Source organism: Endozoicomonas sp., from assembly GCF_031844845.1.
Taxonomy (GTDB): Bacteria; Pseudomonadota; Gammaproteobacteria; order Pseudomonadales; family Endozoicomonadaceae; genus Endozoicomonas.
The window spans coordinates 1-18,948 of sequence record NZ_JAVRMB020000024.1 but is presented as its reverse complement, the minus strand read 5'-3'; the positions used below and the strand labels follow the sequence as shown (position 1 = coordinate 18,948).

Here is an 18,948-nt window from a genome sequence, read left to right as displayed (position 1 = left end):
TATGATTCTAAAAGATATTATTTTCAGAAGTCCAAGACTCTTTTCATGGCGCCCATTTCAACGAACGCTGCCCGTAGTCCGAACAAACCGGGTCCGCTTGCGCTTTTGCGGGTAACGGGCAACGAATAACAGCGCTAACCGCCCAGATAAGCCTCACGTACAGACTCATTCACCAATAACGCCTGCCCTGAGTCATGAAGAACAATCTTCCCATTTTCAAGCACATACCCCCTATCCGCCAACTTCAGGGCTTGATTGGCATTCTGCTCGACAAGGAAGATCGTCATTCCTTCCTCCCTGAGCTTTGAAATAATATCAAAAATCTGCTGAATCATGATGGGGGCCAGCCCCAAAGAGGGCTCATCCAGTAGCAGTAGCCTGGGTTTACTCATCATGGCTCTGGCGATAGCCAGCATCTGCTGCTCACCACCCGACATGGTTCCTGCCCGCTGATGCAAACGCTCCTGAAGACGCGGAAACAGCTCAAGAACATGGTCATAAAGTTGCCGGTAATCGGCTTCATCGGTAAAGAAGCCCCCCATACTGAGGTTCTCTTCCACCGTTAGCCGGGAGAACACCCGCCGCCCTTCAGGCACCAGTGCTATTCCGGAACGCATGATATCCGCCGTATCTTCGTGGGTAATATCCTGGCCATCATAGAAAATCTGACCACTACTGGCCCGTGGATCACCACACAAAGTCATCAACAATGAAGTTTTACCGGCACCATTGGCACCAATCAGTGTCACAATCTCGCCTGGCTGAATCTCTACGCTCACCGAATCCAGAGCCTGAACCTGCCCATAAAAGGTAGAAACATTCTCAAGACTGAGCAGTGGTTTATGGTTATTCATACTACTCAGGACTCCCCCAAATAAGCCTTGATCACTTCAGGATGGTTGCGCACTTCTTCCGGTGTACCGGATGTCAGTGGTCTTCCCTGATTAATAACATAGATCCGATCCGAGATTTCCATAACCAGTTTCATATCGTGTTCAATCAGCAGTACGGAGACACCATGATTTTTTCTCAGGTCTGAAATCAAATCATCCAGCTCACGGGTTTCATTGGGGTTCAAACCGGCAGCGGGTTCATCCAGCATCAGAAGCTGTGGATCTGTCACCATACAACGGGCAATTTCCAGCCGACGCTGCTGACCATACGCGAGATTCCCGGCTTCACGGTTAGAAAACTCCGTCAGGCCAACCATATCAAGCCAGTAAGCCGCCCGATCCATTGCTTTGGCTTCACTTTTGCGAAACGCCGGTGTCTTAAACAGTCCAGCCAGTAAACCTGTGTTCAAATGCCGGTGCTGAGCCACCAGCAGGTTTTCCAGCACCGTCATTCCCTTGAACAGGCGAACATTCTGAAAAGTTCTGACTACGCCAAGACGGGCAATCTTGAATCCCGGTAATTTTTCTACCGCCTGATCCTTAAAAACAATCTGTCCCCCTGTTGGCTTATAGAACCCGGTCAAACAGTTAAACACTGTCGTTTTTCCGGCACCATTAGGGCCAATCATGGAAACAATTTCCCCTTTATGCACTTTGAGTGCCATCTGATCCACAGCCAGCAAACCACCAAAGCGCATACTGAGATCCGATGCTTCCAGCAAACACTGATTCATCTTATAACTCCCCAGAAAATTAAACGCTTTCAGCCACTGGCTGAGATTTTATAGTGGCATCATCTTGATCAGCCTGACGCTCCCCCAGTTTCAAATGAGGACGTTTCACCGGCATAAGTCCTTCAGGACGCCACATCATCATTAACACCATCGTCAGCCCAAACATAAGCATTCGATACTCCTGAAACTCACGGGCAAACTCAGGAAGCACCGTCATGATAATGGCAGCAAGGACTACGCCCATCTGAGAGCCCATGCCACCAAGCACGACAATAGCAAGAATGATGGCAGACTCAATAAAGGTAAACGACTCAGGGCTTATAAATCCCTGACGGGCTGCAAAGAAGGTACCGGCAAACCCGGCAAAAGCAGCACCAATGGTAAAGGCAGATAACTTGATTGCCGTTGGATTTAATCCAAGGGAACGGCAGGCGATATCATCTTCTCGAAGGGCTTCCCAGGCACGGCCAATAGGCATTCTCAACAGGCGATTAATGATATAGATCGTTACCAATACCAGCAGCAGCGCCAGAATATAAAGGTAAATCACTTTATACCCGCTGCTGTAATCAATGCCGAAAAACTCATGAAACGGTACATTGCCTTCTACCTTAGCCCGGCGTGTAAACTCCAAACCAAACAGGGTTGGTTTTGGAATCTGACTGATGCCGTTGGGGCCTCCGGTAATTGCCGTCCAGTTATTCAGCAATATACGAATAATCTCACCAAAGCCCAGGGTAACAATGGCCAGATAGTCGCCCCTTAGCCTTAAAACCGGAAACCCAAGAACAAAGCCAAAGAGTGCCGCCATGGCACCACCAATGAGCAGGCAGCTCCAGAAATCGAGACCAAAATATTGGTTCAACAAAGCATAACTGTAGGCGCCTACCGCATAGAAACCCACATAACCAAGATCCAGCAGACCGGCAAGACCGACCACCACATTCAGACCAAGCCCCAGCATCACATAAATTAATGCCAGCGTTGCCAGATCAACAGCACCGCGGGAGACAAAGAATGGCCAGATCATCAGACCGGCAATAGCAAAAGAAATCAGCAACCGTTTTAGCGGCTTATTGTCATCCAGCGATGGCAAGCCTATCTCAGGTACCGGATTCTTTTGTTTCACGCCCTGCCAGACAGCAGTGATAGAGTCCCGAAACAACTGAACTGTAAAAACCAGAACAGCACCCGCCAAAATCAGATTCCAACGTTCACTGGCGGCAAAATGCACGACCAATTCAGTATTTTCGGTAGAAAGCTGAACACCCAGCATCAACACAGCAAGCAACAACAGTGCACCTGTTGCCATAAAGGCTGGAAACCAGCGTAACCCGATAGACGGTTTATAATTATTCATACTTTTTCTACCTCCGGCTTACCCAGAATACCCGAAGGACGAAAGAGCAAAATCAGTATTAGCAGACTAAAGGCGACAACATCCTTATACTCAGTACTGAAATAACCCGCTGTAAATGCTTCAGTAACGCCAAGAATCAAGCCTCCCAAAACGGCACCGGGAATACTGCCGATGCCACCAAGCACTGCCGCAGTAAAAGCTTTCAAACCAGCCAGAAAGCCGATGTAGGGATTAATAACACCGTAATAGAGACCTAAGAGAACCCCGGCTACCGCTGCCAGAGCAGCACCAATAACAAAAGTCAGAGAGATCACCTGATTGGTATTGATACCCAGAAGACGGGTCATACCCAGATCTTCTGCACAGGCTCTACAGGCCCGCCCCATTTTGGAACGGGAGATAAAGAGCGTCAGAAAGGTCATGGTGATGAAGGTAACGATAAAAATCACCACCTGCATGTACGACAAAGTTACATTAAATGCATCCGCAGGCCCAAAGGTCCAGCCACCGGTAATCAGGCTGGGCATGGCGATATCTCTTGAGCCTTGGGCGATACGGACATAGTTCTGAAGGAAAATAGACATACCAATGGCAGAGATCAGAGCAATCAGTCGGTTACTGTTTCTTAAAGGACGGTAAGCAACCCGCTCAATGGCAAAACCGTAGGTACTGGTAATAATGATACTGATGATAAAGGCGGCAGCTAACATCAATGCAACACTGTCAATTCCCATAAGGGAAAGACCGGCCAATACCGCAAAGGCGACATAACTGCCAATCATGTATATCTCGCCGTGGGCAAAATTTATCATTCCGATAATGCCGTAGACCATGGTATAACCAATCGCTATAAGGGCATAGGTACTACCCACGGTCAACCCGTTAAGTAATTGTTGTATAAAATAAAGTCCACTTTCACTCATAGCGACATCCTGACTTTTTTATTCTGATTTTAAATAGATTTTAGCTAATTTATTTCTATTTTATATCGTTATTTCCATTATTTTGCCATTGAAATGGCCAACTTAAAAATAATAATGGCAAAAAATGGCAAAAACTTGCACCGCCGATAATAAGCAGTTAAACCTGTTAAAAGGACGCTAAATCAGGAAGGGTGTTGAATGCCAATTGAAATCAAGAGGGCCACCAGCAAATCCGGCAGTACTGTCTACGTAGCCATGGTCAGGGTGCGGAAAAGCAAACGAAACCAACCACAGTTCTCACGGAATGCCACTGAACGGTTCACCTCTAAACAGTTAGCAAAGACCTGGGGAATCAGACAAGAAAACGCTTTTCTGGAAGAGTATGAAGGCATTCTTTTAGGGCACTCCCCAAAGCCCGTCATCCAGGACATCACATTAAAAGACTATATTCAAACACTGCTGGATTATATGCCCTCTGTCCGTAAAGAGGATCAATTCTCCTGGGGATACCTGTCCTGCCTGAAAAAATGGCAGAACACAGATTTTGCGACACTGAAATCCAGTGAAATTAATGAACAGGTTCTGACCGATCACCTTGAGATGCGTATCACCGATGACAGAGTAACACCGGCCACGAACAGCTACGACCTTGCCGCCCTGGAAAAGGCACTCAAATGGCAAAAACGAATCAAGACTCCCTTCCAGTCATTTATCACGGCAGACATCAGGGTGGAACTGTATGGGATGAAGTTGATTGGCAAATCAAGACATAAAGATCGTCGCCCAAGTACAGAAGAGTTTCTGACATTGTTTGAACATTTTTCGAAAGGCTACCTGCATCCGAACGCAACCATTAACTATCCGTACCTGCTGCTTTTTTCAACATACAGCTGCTTTCGCATCAGTGAAGTATGTCGAATTAAATGGTCTTTATACAACCCGGACACGGGAGAGATCATCATCGAAGATCGCAAAGATCCGGAAAACAAATGGGGCAACCATGAAAAGGTCCCGCTGAATGATGAGTGCCGCCAGCTACTGAAGATGATAAAACAACAGCCCGGTGAAGACAGGATATTTCCCTACAAGAGCACTTCCATCTCCACCAAGCTTACACGCATCACCTCACAACTGAGTATGACCGGTCTTTCAATTCACTGCCTGCGACACGAAGCCATTTCGAGACTGTTTGAGCTGGGCTTCACCATTCCTCAGGTTGCCATTCACAGCGGTCATAAAAACTGGGCTAATTTAAAAAGATACACTCATTTAACGAGAAAAAATCCGCCAGATTTATTCACACTGTGCCTCGATATCCAGGAGAAAGTAAAAAATGAATTCCTGCAGAAATAGAAGATCGGTTTTGTCAGCGGGGGCAACCTGTGGAGATAAATGTGCTAGCCGCTACGCTACTAAGCGGGAAAAAGACAATGAGCCTATTTAATTACAGGAAGTTTGTCGTAAGCATTGAAGCACAAAAAAGTGTTATTTGAAGTGCTGGCAGCCTCTTTCTTCGTGAAACTTTTGCGCTTATGACGCCCCTCTTTTTTCATTCTGCAGCTTGTACTGGGTGCATGGCTAAAGAATGACTGAAAATACGAAATTGTCAGTAATGGTTTAGCGAAGTGTTATAACTGATCTTAATTTTCACCGTTCCACTCCCATAAAGTTGGTTAATCCTAGCGCCTATTTGAAATCTGTAGTCCGGCGAACCAGGTGTTAAATTAAAATTCTGATGTTCTTAATCATGCAGCAGTGATGCTAGAAATTCAGCAAACGGCACAATATTCTGCTGCACGCTGGCTGCCTCAAGCGCTTGCATGTACTCGTTACGCTTCTCAACCGGTACCACTGTCCAGGGGTATCCACCCGAAGCCATCATCAGGTTCATAATGAACCTTCCTATCCGGCCATTACCGTCGAAATACGGGTGGATATAAACAAAGATAAAATGGCCCAGTACTACTCTGACCGCAGCGTTTTCTTCTTCAGCCAATAAATCAAAGAAAGTTGGCATCATATCCCGGACCGCTTCCCGATTAGGTGGTGTGTGCATCGACTGCCGAATATAGACTGGCCCTGACCGGTAGCCGGCCAGATCTGCCTGCTTAATAATGCCGGCTGCAACGCCAGAGCCAAACAATGCTAAATACCAATCGCTGCAGGACTGCTCTAACACCTCTCCGGAGTTCCCGCCTTCAAGGACGGCCAAAACAGCTTTTTTCACTTCCTGGAAAGCATCCCAATAACCCTTAGCTGCCATTGCATCCAAGTGCTGCTTGTTCTCTCCCGATTCCTCAGCCTGCCAGTTGCCTGAACGAACAAGCTCGATGAGTTCAGGGGTAACCCTGTAGCCTTCGATGGACAGGGAGTGGTATGCGTCCGTTACATACTTATCTTCTACTTCAGCCATGTATGTTTGAATATCCACAGCTTGTGTATCAGGTGCCGGAAAGTGCTCGATGACTGACTCTCGCATTTGCGCCCACATAAGACGCATTCGATTCACGTAGGGGGAAACTTCTCTGCGACCAAAGCTGATGTTTATTTTTTCACTGAAGGGATCTGTTTCCTGTACCTGTAAATCGGCTGCTCGCATTCCCTTTAATAGGTTGTCAGCTATTAACTCCCGACCAATATTTCTGAAAGCGCCGACCAGGCGTCCAGCTATGACACTGTGTCCACCACTCAATAACACTGAGAGCAAATCGGATGCGTCCGTGACCATTGATAATGCTGTGCGCATTTGAATAGGGGCGTTGGTGAACCGATTGGCAGAGCTATGCACCAGGGCAGCGGGGAGGCTGTACACATTGAGCCCTTCCAGACTCACAATGCTCTCTGCTTCAGGCAGGTTTAATCTAACGTCAAATAAAGAGGTGCTGTGAAGGAATGACGTCGGTTTATTATTGCCCTTTGGTGAGCGCACAAGCAGTTGTTGAGGGACCGTTTTGTCACCGATATGCAGGCTTATTGACTGTTCTGGAGATAAGCACCATTGTGCGTCAAATCGTGCAGTTAGATATGCCGCGCAAAAGTCCCAGAACGATGTGTACCATGAAGTACTGTCTCCTGGGTTTTCGCCTGGCATGGACGCGATATACCATCCGCGAATAACTTCACGGATAAAGCCATGTTTGAGTAGCCGCTCACGGTGCAAGCGGCTCAGTTGATTCGACTGAATAGCAACTATATCGCTTTCCTGTAACAGCCTTAGCTGTTCGAGGGAGTCGGCTAACTTCTGAGATACATCGTTCATGGGCTCTTCCGGTACGCTGTCCAAGTATAATTTATAGGTTTTAGTGTTATATTATATATAGGTTTTGGAGTTTTTCCATTTATAGGTTTTAATGTTTCTCTAAATATAGGTTTGAGTGCTTATCTTGACGTAAAACCCCCTTCATTGCTGGAAATTGCTCGACATTTCAACTGCAAAATCAAGGAGGGCTCTGACGCTCTGATTGGTGATTCCGGTGATGACACCCTGTACGGTGAACAAGGTAATGATTTGTTGATCGACGGGGGTTTTTGAAAGTTATCGCATTTTGGATTCAAACAACAGTTGACTTGTATATTTTGCTCTGGCAGCGGAACTCTTGGAAATTTATCTACAGAATTTATCTCGGGTAAAACAACGCTCCCTGTAACTGTAAAAACCCTATATTCAGTGTAGCAGCCAAGTTTTAATTGTCGTGCGCACATATTAGATTAACGGCTTGGTCACTGTTCTGAAATCAGTATTTAAAGGCTTGGGGGGGATTCAGGATCATCTTCCGGGAACGAACCAGCACTTCAATGGCTTTAAACGAGCTTCTTAATGATTGCGGAGTTCGGTTGACAGCCTGTCTCAGCCAGACATAGCTCAACATGGAAAGACATTGCCAGTCCAGACATTTTTTACTCAGACTTTAACGAACCTGCTTTACTTTGCTGCTCAGATTCCATCTTCTCGAGCCTCTCGTTGACTGCCTGAAGCTGCGGGCGGAATAGCAATGCCGTCTCAGATTGCGCAGTCAACTTTGTTATTTCGAGCTCAAGCGCCCTGATGGAGCCATCCCTTACGGACACACCTATACCGAGCCTGGCTATTTTAGCGTCTTTTGCCGCTATCTTTTCTTCCAGATTTAGGATTTCACTCTCAAACTGTTCTTCTTCTTTCTGTCGAGCTATTTCCATTTCATTTAGCCGTTCTTCAGCAGCTATCACTCGTTTGGAGGCAATTTTGCATGCTTCACCCCGCAAAAGTACGCCAGATCGTTCTATGGCACTCCTAATCTCACTCGGCAGCTCTACCACCATAGCTGAAGCGTTGCCACCCTGAGTGTCACGCCAACCCCTGAGCAATGGGTTGATCGTCGCGTAACTCCCTCCACCCAACACTTCTCGTACTTTTTCCATTGTCGGCTTAATCCCCTTGGCAACCAGGGTTTCAGCCGCTTGAAACACAGCATCTTTATCGACAGCCATTCCACTTCACTCCTTTGCGTTTTATGTATGTAATACATTACATACAGTACATTCTTTCCCTGCTTAAACCTCTCAACCCACTAACGCAGCCGATTGACACGCTCCCACTCATCACGGCTCGATGCGTAACACTCATCCAGATATTTCGCCAGATCATCAACTTTAATCAGGTAGGGAGCCTTTTGACTCGAAGTGGTTCTGGTAACCGGAATCGGAAACTCCCCAGAGGCCACAAGTAATTTGGTTTTTCTGGGACTCACCTTAAAAAAGTCTTCACAGACCTCCTCCAGAGCCACAAATGGGCTTTTATACCGAGCTAACAGCGCGAACGTTATATCCATATTGAGCAGTTCCCCTATAAATCTAACCTGATGCTATACCTGCCTGCATATGTAAGCCCATCCACTTACACAAGCAACTTATACACACGATATAAACAATCTATTAACTTTTCAACCCTACTTATGCACAGCGGGCAAAAAAATCAAAAAATATTATAAGGCCAAGTAAAATAAAGAGAAAGTATACTTTCTGAAGAAAACAATGCGAAAAGAAAATAGTTATGCACAGCTTTTCCACATTGGAAGGCATAACAAAATCCTGATATATACTGGCAACATTGATTCCTGTCATTAGACGACCACAGTCAAAAAATGACATTACGTTTTAAGGAAAAATAGTACTGTACACGACAATTTTTATGAGGCCTTGTCCCACTGTCCCTTGGTCTGAATCAATTGACCCCAAAACCAATAATATTGGTTATCTGTCTTTCAAGTCTCACCGTGGATTCACTGAACCAAAGTCAATTTATATCAGGAAGGAATCCGGGCAGTATTCAGTCTCTTTCTGCTTTGACGATGGATCAGAAGAACCGGCCACCGACAAAGAGCACCTGGAATATCTAAAGGGTGCTTCTAGAGAGTGGCTGGAAGAATATGTTATTGGTGTAGATCGTGGAGTCGCTATCCCGGTCCATACCGGAGTAGAGCAATATGACTTCAAACTGGAAACCTACACCCGCTATAAAGCAGCAAAGGCAGGAAAAGCCGTTTTCAAGATTCCTGACCCCCATACGAGTCAAGAGTGCGCTCCTTGCGATGACACTCACCCCGACAACCGGAAGAAACAAGACCTGTTTCTTTGCGGTAACTGTGGACACGTTGACAACGCTGACAGAAATGCCAGCTTCGTAGTAAAGAAACGCGCAATCAAATTACTTTTAGACGGTTCTATTGAAAAACGAGTTGGTCGGCAAAGGTATTCCTGTGCTGACTAGAGGACGTGGAGCCAATCATAAGCCGGTAAAGGGCAAGCCATCTATCGCCACTGGCAGTGAACCGTCAAAAAAGAAGATAACGGCTGTTACTTCGGTAGCTGCTTTATTGGAAGCTCTGTCTTTAGGCCCTGTAGGTCCTTTAGGGGTGAGTAGTTCACGCGAGCCCCTCCCTGAGAGGGCTGGGCTGGGAGAATATCAGGAGCAGCCTATCCCTACACCATTTATACTGTCCCGGAATTTTTTCTCCTTGTTTTTAGGGATGACAATCTGCAGCTTGCCCAAACGCTGGCACCAGGGCGATAGCACTTTGTCGTTGATGATAAACTCAACGATTTCCTGATTTTTACAGGTGACAATGAGTGCTTCTTCCTTAATTTTTACCCCATCAAGATTGGCCGCCGCCTGTTTCAATAATCCTTCGCAGTCTTCTGGCAGGAAAGGCTGATCCTCCCGGGCCATCAGGAATATCTTCAGTTCCTCAATACTGCCGCCAATCTGCTGGGTTTCCATCATTTTCTTTCGGGACAGATTCCAGACTTTATCCTTGTCCTGGTCAGCATACAGCGACAGGAACCGCTGCTCCCAAGGGCTGGGGTTATCCGCAAAAACAATACGCCCCTGCCGGTGGATAGTCAGTGCGGTTTCACAGGGCTCTGAAGCTTCGGCCTGATAGCTGTCCGTTATGCCGAGAATGTAGCTGCCAAGGGGCGTCAGCCGGAAGTAGCTCAAACCATCATAGCGGCTCAGGCACTCCATATTGCCATAATCATCGTAAAATGTTTCGTCGGTATCCGGTGGCGCCATGACCACATCAATCAGCCCCAGCGTGGCAGCGTATTCCACCAGCAAACACCGCAGGTAACGGGTCTCCAGCAAGTCCCAGGTCCCACCTTGAAATTCGCCGTCATCCGGGCCGTAAATATACAGAAAATGCGGCGATGTGGTTACCTCAAGATCAGCGCCGGTAATGAACATAAACCTGGAGAAATCTTCCATTGCGACCCACTCATTCACCTCGCACTGTTTGAGGTAAGCGATGATCGTCTCTCTTCTTTTCACGACATCGGTAAAAAAGCGCTTGCCCTTCCCGTTCTGCCCCTTGATTCTGTCGATTCGGCGAAATTCATCCTCCTTACGGTTGCTCACCCATTGGTTCCAGATATCCCTGATGATCTCTGCCGGGTTATTCCCGGTCTTCCTGGCGGTGATCAATGTTGTGCCTGACTGTTTGGCAAATTTGCTGTTCTCCAGCAGTCTCAGCCATCCGTAGGACAGCATAAGATCCATCCCTTTCGCCTCTTCACTGAAGACACTGTCATAATATTCATGAACACTCCCGGAAACCTTCTTTATAGTTGCACCGGAGGCAACACCGGTTTTTTCGCTGACTTTTAACTGTTTATCCTGCAGCAGAATCAACACTGAATGCAGCTCACTCAATGCCAACCGTTCACGTTCGAATAATTGGTAGTTCTCAGGTAGCGGTTCTGGCAGGGAGGATGTTTTGAGAATATCGGGTTCCGGTTTCTCAAGCATGAGGCGCAGGGAAACGATGATATCAAGGGGGATTTTCTGTGCTCCGTACCAGTCCGATCCCTCGGTGTAGAAAAACACGTCGACCGCATCTGTCAATTTCAGACTGTAAGAATACCAGCTTCGCTCCTGTGGTTTATCGGGAAATTTGCCGTATTTCAGCGTGAACCGGACTCGCTCAATACAGCCTGCATAGTTGAATACAGACTCCCGAAGAAAAGTCAGCTCCAGATCAGAAAGCCTGTTCACATAGACCTTCAGTAACGAAGGATCCGAAAGACCTTCCTCCAGGGCATCTACCAGCAAGGCTTTGCGAAGTTGTTTGGGTTTTACACCAAAAAACGTCAGATACCGTTTTTTCAGTGTATCCACGGTCTCCGCTGCAATCGCATCTTGTAAATCAGACATTGGTTTCACACACCATTTATTACTTCTTTGTTTTGACCGCTTTCAAAAACTGGCCTCCCTGACTAACGACAGTTCATGGAAAGAGGCTCAGAAAGATCTTCAGGGGATATGTGACGTTCTCACCGGATGGCCTGCCATAGACCGTGAACTGTGCATGCCGTCCGGACAAATTAAAGATCCATAAGGAGAACCGTAGCTTGCTGCAGAATTACGGGGAATTACTCCGCCGCCTTAACCGGCTCAAACAGCACGTTCAGGTCTTCCGCCGTAATTGATGGTTTTTTCTTGCTGGCATTATCCCCATAGAGCGAGTCAGCAATAGCCCTCTTTTTCTCTTTCAGCTGCTGGATTTTTTCCTCCACCGTACCTTCCGTTACCAGTTTATAGACGAAGACCGGCTTATCCTGGCCAATACGATGCGCCCGGTCACTGGCCTGGTCTTCCACGGCGGGATTCCACCAGGGATCATAATGGATAACAGTATCGGCGGCGGTCAGGTTCAAACCGGTACCACCTGCTTTCAAGCTGATCAGGAAGACGGGGACTTCACCGTTCTGGAAGGCATCAACCGGTTCTTTTCGATTACGGGTCTGACCGGTGAGTTTTACCCAGGGAATTCCCGCCGCTTTCAGCTTTTCTTCAATAATCGTCAGCATGGTTGTGAACTGGGAGAACACCAGAATCTTGCGGCCCTCCTCCACCATGGGCTCCACCAGATCCATCAGCAGCTTGAGTTTCGCAGAGTCCTTCACGGTGCTGGCCTGTTCCAGCTTCACCAAGGATGGATCACAACAGACCTGTCGCATTTTCAGCAGGGCATCGAGAATGACAATCTGGGAACGGGCCAGGCCTTTCTTCTCGATCTCCTGCTTAACCTTCGCTTCCATACTCGCACGAATCGTTTCGTACAGATCCCGCTGTTTGCCGCAAAGTTCCGTGGTACGGACGATCTCGGTTTTTGCCGGCAGCTCTTTGGCGACCAGGTCTTTACGGCGACGCAACATAAACGGCGCGACTCGTTTTTGCAGTTTTTTAGCCTGCTCAGTATTACCCTGTCGTTCAATGGGCGTGCGGTAAAAACGGGTAAACTGATCGTGAGCGCCCAGGAATCCCGGCATCAAAAAATCAAACAGTGACCACAATTCACCCAAGTGATTTTCCATGGGAGTACCGGTCAGGCAAAGCTTATGTTCCGCCTGCAGACAGCGCACCGCTTTGGCAATTTTCGCTTTGGGATTTTTTACCACCTGGGCTTCGTCCAGCACCAACAGATGGAAACAGGTTTTCGCCAACTGTTCAAAATCCCGCTGAATCACCCCGTAACTGGTGAGCACCAGGTCAGACCTGGCGATAACCTCAGCATCCCGGCTGCTGCCGTGGTGAATATGCACCTTCAAATCCGGCGTGAAACGTTCCGCTTCATGATGCCAGTTGTGCAACAGACTGGTGGGGCAGACCACCAGCGTCGGCGCACCTTTCCCCTTGAGTCGCTGCTTTTCCAGCTGAATATGAGCCAGGGTCTGCAGGGTTTTACCCAGCCCCATGTCGTCGGCCAGAATGCCATTAAGCCCATACTCCCGCAGAAACTGCAGCCAGGAGAGACCATCTTTTTGATAGTCCCGCAAATCCGCCTGCAGTGTTTTTGCCGGATTAACTGACTTTAGTCGTTTAAACTGTTTCAGCTTTTTGCCAATAGCCAGCAGCTTTTCACCTCCGGACCAGGGCAGGCCCAGCTGATCATATAGCTCCTGCCAGATTTCCGCATGGTAGCTCTGCAGCTGATATTCGTTCAGTGGGCGATCACCAAACAGTTCCAGCAGTGTGCCGGTAATCAGCTTTAATCGTCCGGCGGGCAGCTGCATAAACTTGCCCCCGGGCAGTGCCACCGGTACCAGGGCATCTTCATCCATGGTTTTCAGCACATCGATGGTCGGTAGCTGGTGGATCTGCCGGGCCAGCAGCGGCAGCAAATCAACAGGCTGACCATCAATCGTGATGCCGAGGCGCAGGTTAAACCAGTTGTTCTTTCCTGGCTCATCAGACTCATCCAGCTCGGCGTACCAGTCGCTGTCGCTGATGGGTTCGAACCGGAATGGGAAGTTGTCGTCTATGGTGACAGACCAGCCCAGTTCTTCCAGTTCCGGTAAGCCATCAATCATGAAGTTCAACCAGCGGTTGCGATACTGACTGCCGGGCAACCCCATAATCAGGTCATGCACATCCAGATCTGCGATCTCCTTAACACGCTCCATATGGTGCAGGTGAACCGGTTCAATAGCGTCCGGCAGCTGCTCAAGCGCAATATGTTCAACACTCATTTGCCGGGGAATCACCTGGTGGCCCTGGTCAGATTCAACAGGTTTCAGTGTCTGCTGGTGGCTGCCAAAAGGAATTAACTGACCATCGTAGTCAAAACTTACCTTTGCCCGCGCCAGCCGTTCATCGGACTTTTTATTTCCCATAGGAATACTGTCTAGCCGCAGCAGTGGTTTGGGCATAACCGTTAATATGGCCACTTTCTCTGGCAGTGAAATCGTACTTTTTGAAGATGCTTTGGTTTTACTACTGCCCTTCCCTTTCTTGCCATCGCTTTTCGCCGGAAAAATGGTGATCAGGGCTTCCGTTGTCTCTTCAATGCCGGCTTCATCCATCGGTGGCGCTTTTAACAATACGCTTAACAGCTCAATATCCGGCAGCCCGGTAAGGTCACCGCAATAGAATTCATTGTGATGCCGTTTGAGATAAAAAGGGGGTTCCGATGGGATTAACAGCAAAGGATGACCAGAAGCGCTTTCTGCCAATTGCGGGCGTTGCAGTCCCTGTTCATCCAGCTGCCAGCGGATTTCACCCTGAATAGCCGACTGTTGCACCAGCGGCAACTTCAGCTCCTGATCCACCACACAGCGCCCGGTGGCCATGACTTTTTCCAGCAGCTCATGGCCGTCTTCACCATTCAGTGTGATTTTGCCCTGATAAACATCAATCCGTTTATTGATGTAAGCCAGCCGGAGTATACGACGGTCATTCTCGGCCATACTGGCAGGCCAGTTGCCGTTGTGCAGGCAGTTATAAACTCCGCCATAAGCAGTTGATTTGCCATAGCCGCCATTTTTCAGATAACGGGAGAGGCAGACCTGTACAATCATTCCCCCGTGGTAGCTATTCTCCTCCAGTACATAGAGCACAATATTGGTGGTGTTGCTCTCTTTGGCCTGCGCCTGCTGTCTGCTCTCATGTTGTTTTGCCGTACTCTTTAACTGTCCCAACCACCGGTTACGCTGAGCCTCCAGCTCTCGTGCCTGAGCGGCCAGTTTCTCTTGCGGGGTAGGCAGTGACACTTTTGGCTGTGGCTCTTTTGGCTGTGGCTCTTTTGGCTGTGACACCTTTTGGATCGGTACGTCTAAAACCTGATTAACCATCTCCTCAATTTCAGAAGGCAGTTTATTGCCAAACTGCTTCGTCAGCAGTTTTTTCAGATTCTCTATCCCGGCTTCATAATCGTCGAGATCATCGTCATCCGAAAAATCCGGCGCATCATCCTCTTCATCCTCCATCAGCGCATTCAGCTTCCTGGCTCCAAACCGTTTCTCACCGGCCAGCAGCAGAGCCACGGCATGTTTGCAATTATCCTCAACAGGACAGCTGCAACGCCCCTCTATGGGTTCAGCACTGGAAAAGTAATTGAGATAAACATCCACTTCATAGGTTTTGCGGCCGCTGCCCCGTACCTCGCCAAACAGGACGTCGCCATCGTCATCCAGCTCCACGAGATTGACTTTGTTTTTTTTAAAATACTCTCGGCCCCTTTGCAGGGTGATGGGGGAAAAGATCTGGTTTAAATTGACTTTCAAATCGCTCATTGCGGTTGACTACTATTATTTTGGAGGCTGTGTTGAGGATAGACTGGAAAAAGCCAGCCAAAATATTACAGGCTGATCGCCAAAACAATAGTAGACAATCAAGGCAAGTGAATTGGGCATCCACCATCTGAGCCCACTTAACAGGCGGCTAACTATTGTTTTTTTGATAACGCCACAGGTTAGCTTTGCAGAATGTCGAGAAAACACTCCAAATCTCTGAAGGTCGTAAAAACATCACGGTCTGCCAGATTGAGGGTCTGAATCGCCTGTTGGGTTTCTGGAGTTGACTGCATAGCGGCCTTACCTGGATTGAAAGCATGTCTTGACTGGGGAGGAAATTCTAGCGGGGAAGTCTGGGCTCAGACAGCAGAGCAAGCAAGAGATTTATCATTACGGGTGTGCACTGTCATGACAGTAGTGCAATCGGCGAGAGCAGTCACCGACTGCGGATAACCTGAGTATTTATGCAGCACCATAAGATTAAAACCTTGACTCACCTCGCTCCCACGTCACTTCAAACACAACAGATATGATTGGATAATCACGAAAGTACGTGATGAAAAAATATTTTCCCCTTTAAAGTTTCCCTGCCTTTTCATGTTGTAACCTGTCATCACAACTCATAAAGGACAGCATGAAAAACGAACCCTACAACCAGTGGATTCAGTTTCGAATCAGCGACTCAGAGAAAGCTCTGATCAAAACCCGGGCAGCACAAAACAATCAATCCATCTCCGCTGATTTACGTTCACAGGCTCTGGAAACGAAGCAAGAAAAGCCAGAGCCCGATATCAGCAAAGCACTAACCGAAACATTGGCCAATATCGGTAACCAACTCAATCTCGTTCAGCGAACACTGGGAAAAGATAGATCACAGGAAGCCATCAACTTCCGAATGTTGAATCGGTTATTGAAACGCCTGATCCGGGGGTGGCCAAATGATCGCCGATGACAAAAAAACCGGCAACATCAGCCATGGTATAAAGCAGGCAACCTATATGCTGGACCCGGCCGCCAAAAGCCCGCAGAACAAAATGGGCGAAAAGGAAAGCAACCCGGACCGGGTCTTGCTGGTCATCACAGAGCATGCCCTGCCAGTACTGGCCAGCAGCCCGCCAAAAGCATCGGCCAGACAATTTATGCAATCCATCAACGAGTGGAACCGCCGCCATCGCAACGGACAGAAACCACCTGCCCGATCATGGCAGCATATCGCCATCTCCTTCAGCCCGAAGGATCATGAACAGGTAAGCCCAAAACGTGCCGTTGCTATTGCCTGCCATGCGCTCAGACTGGTAGCCGGTGGTAAACGACCAGTGCTGTATGTTGTACATGGAGATACCCAACACGTGCATGTCCATCTGCAATTTGGGACTGTCAACGATAAGGGAAAGATTCACAGCATCCATCGTGATTACGACGTATGGCTGGAGACCATGGCGCAGCTGGAGCACACCTATAATCTGACAAGGGTATCCCACCGGCGTACCTGCACAGAGCCCACACCGGGTAACGTTCCCGGCGAAGGCACCCCAACAGGTCGGGAATATCACGCCATGAAACGGACCGGCAAACCGTCAGGTAAAGCCCAGATCCGGTCAATCCTGGATCAAACTATCCTGCAAATTGAGACCGTTCCGGAACATCGAAAATTTGCCCGGTTTGTGAAGGCCCTGAAAAAGGCCGGAGTTGGTCTCAGTGCCAATATCCGCCCGGACAACCATGTTGCAGGTATCCGTTTTTATCACGGTATTTTTAGCACCAGTGGGATTAAAGGATCTCAATTAGCCCGGAATTACTCATGGCCGAGGCTGGCGCAGCATAACGGGTTTCAACCGGAAAACCCCCACCATATTGATCTACTGAAGGCAGCTGATATCCGGGTGTTACAATGGCTTTATACGCTTCGGCGCAAAGCAGGCACTCAGAATGAAGGGGCAAAACCGAGAACCATAACGCCCGCTGAAATTGAGATTCCAGAGGTTTATCCTCAGTGGCTGCAGGAATATCTCAACACATTAAAGACCGAAACTTGCGAAACAACGAACAAAGCAGTCCCCATCAGAAACCTGGTATCACGGATGGCTATGCGTGCCCGGCAACTGTATCAGGCATGCCTGCGCAAAGCCCGGAGAGGATGGCGTATCCTTCATCGCACAGGAAAATCAACCGAAAATCCAGCTTCGCATATACTGGTAGGCGATTGTGAAAAGAACCGAACCATAAAAAGGTGAGACACAGTGAGCCATATAAAGAAGCCCCCACTACTCAGCCAAATTCAGGAACGATGTCATACAACTGGTCAGAAACTCCACAAAATCCAGAGCCGAAATCGCAGAGTTTCTGGATGTGAACCCCAGCACCCTGAATAACTGGATGTCCCGGGCAAAGCCAAAAAAGGACAACCTCAAATCAGGCGCAGAAGGTCATAAAGATTCCTCATCAGCAACCGCCAGCAAATACACGCAGGAAATTCTGTCAACACTTTCGCAGAAGCCCGGTGACGAGAATAATCAAAAGGAAAGTCGCTCAAAGGACAAAATCGCCATGGAGCAAGACCTGTTCAGTGATGAAGTACTAACGCGACTCAGGGAGCAGAAACGGTCCAACTCTCTTGAAAACACCGGGAGAGGCATACCAAAGCGGGCAGCTCGCGATGAGAAGGTATCTCAAAAGCATGAGACGATTGAGCAGCTAAGAAAGGAAAATGCCAGGCTGTCCCGGCAGAGGGATACGTATCGGGAGGTAGTAATTTTACTGGCGATGCAGGGCGAGGAGGGAGATGTTTAAAACCAGCTACAGCCGGAGACTTTATCTGTAGTAATCAAGATTTGATCTGACACTTTTCGACGTCGATCTTACTAAGACCACTACAACCAATATGGAATGGAGCTCCGGCAAGCAATAACCGGGCAGTAAGTAGAAAAATCCAGTAAAAGCCTTCATCGAACATTATCGGGCAAGGGGAACCCAAGCATGGATAATCTGGCAGGCATATTTTCGGCACTACGTGAAAACCTGAAGGTGTCGGTCGCTACAGGTACAGATTATGCCTGAACCAGAAGCACCGGGTAGGGACATCAGACAATGAGCGGAGAAAAATGAAACAACTGGCGAAATCCAGCTTTTTCTGAAACTAAGAATAAAGCTCATCCATAGAAAGGCTTAGCATCAAACTATCCAGCGTAACAATATCCCCGTAGCCATAGGTCACCACCACCTCAAAGCGTCCTTCATTCCACATACGCTTTTCTATAATGGCGCGATCCGGATCGACCACCAGATATTCACCGTTTGTCGAATTGAGGATATGGCCGTACTCTGCTGACTTATACACACGATCAGTAAGCTCTGTACTTTTAGATAGCACTTCAACCAATACGGTGGCCGATTCACACATGTCGTCATATCGGCGATTCTGCTCGCAGGATACCATCACATCAGGATATCGAAATGACTGAACAAAAGCAGACTCAACTTTGAGCCTGACA

The 18,948-nt window shown here is 48.1% G+C and carries 15 protein-coding genes and 1 pseudogene; 6 read left to right on the top strand and 10 right to left on the bottom strand.

Annotation, left to right across the window (positions count from 1 at the left end; genetic code table 11):
* Positions 1-134: 134 nt before the first annotated feature.
* From RM811_RS01025 to livH, 4 genes are read right to left on the bottom strand one after another with little or no spacing between them, the layout of a single operon-like run.
* Positions 135-836, bottom strand: coding sequence for an ABC transporter ATP-binding protein (locus RM811_RS01025; RefSeq protein ID WP_402519973.1), 702 nt, complete (start codon positions 834-836; stop codon positions 135-137).
* 23 nt (positions 837-859) lie between these two features.
* Positions 860-1,591 (bottom strand): high-affinity branched-chain amino acid ABC transporter ATP-binding protein LivG, encoded by a 732-nt coding sequence (gene livG, locus RM811_RS01020; RefSeq protein WP_407065744.1) that lies wholly within the window; start codon positions 1,589-1,591, stop codon positions 860-862.
* A 55-nt stretch (positions 1,592-1,646) separates the two neighbouring features.
* Positions 1,647-2,987, bottom strand: a complete 1,341-nt coding sequence (locus RM811_RS01015) for a high-affinity branched-chain amino acid ABC transporter permease LivM (RefSeq protein WP_402519906.1) — start codon at positions 2,985-2,987, stop codon at positions 1,647-1,649.
* Positions 2,984-3,910: a high-affinity branched-chain amino acid ABC transporter permease LivH gene (livH, locus tag RM811_RS01010; RefSeq protein ID WP_402519904.1), complete on the bottom strand. Its 927-nt coding sequence runs from the start codon at positions 3,908-3,910 to the stop codon at positions 2,984-2,986. Before livH ends, RM811_RS01015 begins: the two co-directional genes overlap by 4 nt.
* A 198-nt stretch (positions 3,911-4,108) precedes the next feature.
* On the opposite strand from livH, the gene RM811_RS01005 reads away from it, so the two are divergent.
* The gene (locus tag RM811_RS01005; protein WP_402519902.1) at positions 4,109-5,263 is read left to right on the top strand and encodes a tyrosine-type recombinase/integrase; all 1,155 of its coding nucleotides are present in this window, start codon (positions 4,109-4,111) and stop codon (positions 5,261-5,263) included.
* A gap of 388 nt (positions 5,264-5,651) precedes the next feature.
* Here RM811_RS01005 and RM811_RS01000 read toward each other — a convergent pair whose 3' ends face one another.
* A complete protein-coding gene (locus RM811_RS01000) occupies positions 5,652-7,169 on the bottom strand; it encodes a Fic family protein (protein WP_402519900.1) in 1,518 nt (505 codons plus the stop codon).
* Positions 7,170-7,280: 111 nt separating this feature from the next.
* On the opposite strand from RM811_RS01000, the gene RM811_RS00995 reads away from it, so the two are divergent.
* Positions 7,281-7,442, top strand: coding sequence for a hypothetical protein (locus RM811_RS00995; RefSeq protein WP_402519898.1), 162 nt, complete (start codon positions 7,281-7,283; stop codon positions 7,440-7,442).
* A 365-nt stretch (positions 7,443-7,807) separates the two neighbouring features.
* Here RM811_RS00995 and RM811_RS00990 read toward each other — a convergent pair whose 3' ends face one another.
* Both RM811_RS00990 and RM811_RS00985 read right to left on the bottom strand, forming a co-directional pair.
* Positions 7,808-8,377, bottom strand: a complete 570-nt coding sequence (locus RM811_RS00990; RefSeq protein WP_402519896.1) for a DNA-binding protein — start codon at positions 8,375-8,377, stop codon at positions 7,808-7,810.
* An 80-nt stretch (positions 8,378-8,457) separates the two neighbouring features.
* The gene (locus RM811_RS00985) at positions 8,458-8,718 is read right to left on the bottom strand and encodes a pyocin activator PrtN family protein (protein ID WP_402519894.1); all 261 of its coding nucleotides are present in this window, start codon (positions 8,716-8,718) and stop codon (positions 8,458-8,460) included.
* A 359-nt stretch (positions 8,719-9,077) separates the two neighbouring features.
* Here RM811_RS00985 and RM811_RS00980 point away from each other — a divergent pair, with 359 nt between their 5' ends.
* Positions 9,078-9,656, top strand: coding sequence for a zinc ribbon domain-containing protein (locus tag RM811_RS00980; protein WP_402519892.1), 579 nt, complete (start codon positions 9,078-9,080; stop codon positions 9,654-9,656).
* A gap of 195 nt (positions 9,657-9,851) precedes the next feature.
* Here RM811_RS00980 and RM811_RS00975 read toward each other — a convergent pair whose 3' ends face one another.
* Positions 9,852-11,597: a hypothetical protein gene (locus RM811_RS00975; RefSeq protein ID WP_402519890.1), complete on the bottom strand. Its 1,746-nt coding sequence runs from the start codon at positions 11,595-11,597 to the stop codon at positions 9,852-9,854.
* 218 nt (positions 11,598-11,815) lie between these two features.
* Positions 11,816-15,457: an SNF2-related protein gene (locus tag RM811_RS00970; RefSeq protein WP_402519888.1), complete on the bottom strand. Its 3,642-nt coding sequence runs from the start codon at positions 15,455-15,457 to the stop codon at positions 11,816-11,818.
* Between the two features lie 634 nt (positions 15,458-16,091).
* Here RM811_RS00970 and RM811_RS00965 point away from each other — a divergent pair.
* The 3 genes and pseudogenes from RM811_RS00965 to RM811_RS00955 form a co-directional block, all read left to right on the top strand.
* Positions 16,092-16,409 (top strand): plasmid mobilization protein, encoded by a 318-nt coding sequence (locus RM811_RS00965; RefSeq protein WP_402519886.1) that lies wholly within the window; start codon positions 16,092-16,094, stop codon positions 16,407-16,409.
* Positions 16,396-17,691, top strand: coding sequence for a relaxase/mobilization nuclease domain-containing protein (locus RM811_RS00960; RefSeq protein WP_402519884.1), 1,296 nt, complete (start codon positions 16,396-16,398; stop codon positions 17,689-17,691). The genes RM811_RS00965 and RM811_RS00960 overlap by 14 nt, the downstream gene beginning before the upstream one ends.
* Positions 17,692-17,734: 43 nt before the next feature.
* A pseudogene (locus RM811_RS00955) lies at positions 17,735-18,247 on the top strand (hypothetical protein); the annotation flags it as partial.
* A 346-nt stretch (positions 18,248-18,593) separates the two neighbouring features.
* Here the strand turns inward: RM811_RS00955 and RM811_RS00950 are convergent.
* Positions 18,594-18,948: Uma2 family endonuclease (locus RM811_RS00950; RefSeq protein ID WP_402519881.1), on the bottom strand; the 355-nt coding region annotated here is incomplete at its 5' end.